Raw genomic sequence first — 4579 nt, forward strand, 5'->3', positions numbered from 1 at the left:
TCAGAATAGCCATGCAAGGAAATTGAAAATGCAACTGGCGGCTATCGATACTGCTCATGTAATCGAGGATGTTGATTTACCAGGTTATCAATTGCACCCATTAAAAGGTGACCGTGAAGGTATTTGGTCTATTTCGGTTAATGGTAACTGGCGAGTAACTTTCGAATTCAAAGATGGCAATGCATTCATATTAAATTACGAGGACTATCACTAATGAGCATGTATAACCCTCCTCATCCCGGTGAGTTCATTAAAGAAACATACCTTGAGCCGTTCGGTTATAGCTGCCGCTTTTTAGCCAAACAGCTAGATGTCGCATCATCGACACTTAACCGTATTTTAAAGGGGCAAAGTGGTGTAACACCTGAAATGGCATTAAGGCTATCCAAAGCTGTAGGTCGTAGTCCTGAAAGCTGGCTGGCAATGCAAGACAACTATGACCTTTGGCAGGCCAAACAAAATATCAATTTAGGTAACGTTCACTCAGTTTCTTTTGAGGCTGCGTGATTAAATATAACAAAGCAATCTTGCGGAACTCCGTGAGCTGTCACCCTGTTTGCAAAAACACGCAAACAAGCCGCCATCTAACTCCGTCGCGCAAATTGCGGCGCTATATGTTGCATGAATACCGTGTATTCGTTAATATGCCTAAATGATTATTTCCTTTGGCAATAAAACTACATCAGATCTGTTTAATGGTGTTTCTAGTCGTTGGGCACGAAAGCTGCCCAATCAGATACATGAGTTAGTTTTATATAAGCTTGATGTTATTAATGCTGCTCAGAACCTAGATGACCTTAAGTCGCCTCCCGGAAATAGGCTTGAGCTACTTAAAGGTGACCTAGACGGTTTCCATAGTATTCGTATTAATTCTCAGTGGCGTATTGTATTTCGCTGGGATTCTAACGCTGCTCATGATGTCCAAATAGTGGATTACCACTAAATATGAGGTAAATTATGATTCCTTCAAATCGCATAGCAACACACCCAGGAGTTATTCTTCTCAAAGAGTTTCTAGAGCCTCTTGAGGTAACTCAAAAAGCATTGGCATTACATCTAGGCGTTCCTATACAGCGCATAAATGAAATAGTGCGTGGTAAGCGTGGGGTAACCCCTGAAACTGCATGGCTATTATCAGAGTCTTTTAATACGTCACCTGAGTTTTGGCTTAATTTGCAGTCAGTTCATGACTTATCAGCAAAACGGCCAGAAAATCATATTCAGCCCCTACAAGCAGTAGGCATATAACCAAGTAATCTTGCGGAACTTCGTGGGCTGTCACCTTGTTTGCAAAAACACGCAAACAAGCCGCCATTCCACTCCGTCGCGCAAATTGCGGCGTTATATGCGCAAAAGTACCAAACACTTGTACGCGGTTTTCTTAGTTTTGTGCAAAGATGGCCTTCTTATAAAGTCAGGTTATCATCAAGGTTCAGTGTTCTAAAAATTAGTTTTTTGCTCAGCGTAATCGGGTCACTTTGATGGGTGGTTTCGTTGACAGTTCAGGTAAGAATTTAGGGTTTATCGTGGTCAAAATCAGATAAACAAAATAAAAATTATTGTATGGTTTATTGCGTCGTTTCTGAGTTCTTAACAATAAATTAAGAGCATAAGGTCAAAAGACTAAAAGCAAAAATCATATAACCAGGCCATCTTTCGGATCTTCGTTTTCTGTCACCGTTTATGCAAAGAAACGCATAAACGTCGCCATAAAACTCATCCCGCAAATGGCGGCGTTATATTCTTAAAGGAGAAAGGTGATTAATAAGTTTATTACAGTGCTAATTGCACTTTTTGTTGGTGGTTGTGCAACTCCACCAAGTAGATACAACCCTGATAATATTGGCATATTAGACTTAGCCTTCATTGATATGGAGAAGATTCCATTTATGAAGGTAAGGCACAGACCATCAGTGGTTTCAGTCGTAGATGAGAACGCAACAGAAGTTATCACTACAAACATGATGAAGTCTATGCATTTTAACGTGGGTTTGAAGGAAGGTAAGTATGTTGTAATGCTTAAATGCGATGATACCTATACTTATGGTTTTCCGGTTGTTCCAGTAGTTCTTGAAAAAGGTAAAAGATACCTCGCATATTGTCGCCGTATAGTTAAAGAAGGTGACTATATTGGTTTAGATGGTTTTATTCGTGAGAAATCTGAACCGCCTCCACCTTATCAGAAATGAATATAACCAGCGCCTCAAACGGACTCCGCAAAATGTGTCGCGCTTTTTGCTGTCGCAAAAAGGCACGCCAATTTCGCTCCTCCGTTTAGGCAAGCGTTAGGTGTAAATAGGGGTTACCAGATTGAACAAGTATCTCTAATTACTATTGGTTAGCCTCGTCAATAGCGGCCAAATTATTTTGGTTAGTTCTTCCAGTTATCTTCATTTCTATTAACTTGTTTATCCCGCTTCTAGCAGCATTAATTATTCTTGGTTGGTCGGCAATAATCATCACGGCATTTTTTAAGTGTCCGGAATGCGAACAAAGAGCTCTAGTTCATTCAGGTAAAGTGGTAAAATTGCTCACGAGCAAACGCAGCAAATTTAAAGTCTGGCTTGTCCCGAATGAATTCGCTTATAAGTATTTTTATTGCTGTAAGTGCGGTCATAAAATCGAGGCAAAAAGTGAATCAATCACCTAACCAGTTGCGCAATGATCGCCCCGGAAAAACACCCGGGGCTGGACTCGCTTTGCTGCGCGTCGCTCGCCCATTCGCAAGGCGTTATGTTTTTTGAGGGATTATGAACAAAGCTCTATTTGAAAAGTTACTTGGTGCGAGCATTATTCTAAATGCTCTTTATTGTCTTATATTTTCGCTCATCGATTCTTATCAATTGTTATCGCTCATAACTGGTGCCAGCGATAGAGAGATTAGTATTAGCCAAATGGCTACTATGTTGGCCATGCCTTACTTCCTTGCGTCGGTTATTTTTATAGTGTCGTTTTCTCTAGGCTGGTTGTTACTTCGTAATAAACAAATACATTTGGCAGTCGCTATTACAGCGGGTTTAGCTAACATATTTAATGGTTCAATAGGCTTCGGCTTGGCTGTGGTTTATTGTATTTATCGAGTTGCTACTTCTAGCAAAGAAGAACAACATAACCAGCGCCTCAAACGGACTCCGTAAAATATGTCACGCTTTTTGTGCCAAAAAGGCGCGCCAATTTTACTCCTCCGTTTAGGCGGGCGTTAGTGCTCTTAAGAAGCTAAGCGATTCTGTCGAACATCATCAGCAAGCCAAGATTTGATTAAGGACTGGTAAGGCATGTCTCTTCGATTAGCCTCAATTTTAATGCTTTCAAGCAAAGACTCAGGTAACCGCAAGGAAATTGTTTTCGTCGATGGTTTTAAGTTGGGCATTGTTACTTTTGCGGCCTTACTCCAGTCCAAGTAATCAGCGGAATCATTATCTTCCCAAAACTTTCGTTCTTCTGCCTCTGTTTTAAACTTTGGAGGCTGTTTATGCTTGTTCATAAAATTTCCTCTCTTTCTTGTGCATTGGTCGTGCAGAAATCACTCTAATCAAAGTGTTATCTTCACGCAGTGTAAAAGTAATATGTAGTTGCCGCCCATCATCGGTAATTCCAAGGGCATGGTATCTGGGCTCTTTATCACTGTGCTTTTTGTCCGGCAGCAGTAATAAAGGCTCATTAAAAAATAATTGTTCGGCCTCTAACTGGTTTACGCTGTGTTTATCAACGTTTTTTCTTTCGTTGCCAGCATCCCAATTAAAGCCTTTTATTTGTTTCCAATTAATCATTTATGTATATTACCATCATATACATAAAAATGGCACTAACAAGCGGCTCCACCGGACAAATTTTATTGTCACCTTTTTTGTACCAAAAAAGCCGCCAATAAAATTTGCTCGGTGAGCCGGGCGTTAGATGCCCCATGTGCTCACAGCCTCTCCAAAAGAACAAGACTGTTCATTTTTAAAGGGTTAGTTTAATCTTTCGAAAAATATATACATTGGAGAAAACTGTGAAAAACTGGTTATTCTTATCCGCTGCTATTATTTGTGAAGTAATTGCAACATCCAGTCTTAAGTCTAGTGAAGGTTTTACTAAAATCGCCCCATCGCTGCTTGTTATTATTGGCTATGGCGCTGCTTTCTATTTACTTTCACTTACTCTGAAATCAATCCCTGTTGGTATTGCATATGCAGTTTGGTCAGGGCTTGGCATAGTTTTAGTAACTCTAGTCGCATGGTTCATGCACGGGCAAAAACTTGACCTTTGGGGGTATGTTGGCATGGGTTTAATCGTTGGTGGCGTTGTTGTTCTCAACTTGCTTTCAAAAACCAGTGCACATTAGTCCAGTATGCATCTAACAAGTTGCACCAGTCGGAAAACCTCCGCTCCGCGGCTTTGTGCATTCGCTTCGCTCATTGTTGCACAAAGCCACTACACTACAGTTTCCGCTGTGCAAGGCGTTATGTTTCAGAACGAAGTTATGGCAACTTTTAAAGCACTGTTTAAATTTATATATTCGGCTCTAGCTGCTGCTGTGATTATTGGGCTTACAATATCAATACTCGATGACCCTGCAAAAAAAATAAATGAATAC

At 40.5% G+C, this 4579-nt stretch carries 9 protein-coding genes; 7 read left to right on the top strand and 2 right to left on the bottom strand.

What is annotated here, in order from left to right; all coding sequences use genetic code 11:
- The 6 genes from A3766_RS17855 to A3766_RS17880 all read left to right on the top strand — a co-directional run.
- Positions 1–214 (top strand): type II toxin-antitoxin system RelE/ParE family toxin (locus A3766_RS17855; RefSeq protein WP_068642625.1); only part of this gene is annotated, 214 nt, incomplete at its 5' end.
- Positions 214–507 carry a HigA family addiction module antitoxin gene (locus A3766_RS17860; RefSeq protein WP_068509680.1) on the top strand — a complete coding sequence of 98 codons (294 nt, stop codon included), beginning with the start codon at positions 214–216 and terminating at the stop codon, positions 505–507. The genes A3766_RS17855 and A3766_RS17860, both read left to right, overlap by 1 nt.
- 145 nt (positions 508–652) lie before the next feature.
- Positions 653–943, top strand: coding sequence for a type II toxin-antitoxin system RelE/ParE family toxin (locus A3766_RS17865; RefSeq protein WP_068511197.1), 291 nt, complete (start codon positions 653–655; stop codon positions 941–943).
- 14 nt (positions 944–957) lie between these two features.
- Positions 958–1248 (top strand): HigA family addiction module antitoxin, encoded by a 291-nt coding sequence (locus A3766_RS17870; protein WP_068511195.1) that lies wholly within the window; start codon positions 958–960, stop codon positions 1246–1248.
- Between the two features lie 509 nt (positions 1249–1757).
- Positions 1758–2189 carry a hypothetical protein gene (locus tag A3766_RS17875; RefSeq protein ID WP_068511465.1) on the top strand — a complete coding sequence of 144 codons (432 nt, stop codon included), beginning with the start codon at positions 1758–1760 and terminating at the stop codon, positions 2187–2189.
- Positions 2190–2750: 561 nt separating this feature from the next.
- Positions 2751–3137, top strand: coding sequence for a hypothetical protein (locus A3766_RS17880; RefSeq protein ID WP_068511467.1), 387 nt, complete (start codon positions 2751–2753; stop codon positions 3135–3137).
- A 71-nt stretch (positions 3138–3208) separates the two neighbouring features.
- Here A3766_RS17880 and brnA read toward each other — a convergent pair whose 3' ends face one another.
- Together brnA and A3766_RS17890 are read right to left on the bottom strand one after the other, a co-directional pair.
- A complete protein-coding gene (brnA, locus tag A3766_RS17885) occupies positions 3209–3484 on the bottom strand; it encodes a type II toxin-antitoxin system BrnA family antitoxin (protein ID WP_068510173.1) in 276 nt (91 codons plus the stop codon).
- Positions 3471–3770 carry a BrnT family toxin gene (locus A3766_RS17890; RefSeq protein ID WP_068511104.1) on the bottom strand — a complete coding sequence of 100 codons (300 nt, stop codon included), beginning with the start codon at positions 3768–3770 and terminating at the stop codon, positions 3471–3473. Before A3766_RS17890 ends, brnA begins: the two co-directional genes overlap by 14 nt.
- 224 nt (positions 3771–3994) lie before the next feature.
- Here A3766_RS17890 and A3766_RS17895 point away from each other — a divergent pair, with 224 nt between their 5' ends.
- On the top strand, positions 3995–4327 hold the full coding sequence (locus A3766_RS17895) for a Qac family quaternary ammonium compound efflux SMR transporter (RefSeq protein WP_068511193.1): 333 nt from the start codon (positions 3995–3997) through the stop codon (positions 4325–4327).
- Positions 4328–4579: the final 252 nt, after the last annotated feature.

It is taken from the genome of Oleiphilus sp. HI0132 (genome assembly GCF_001635845.1).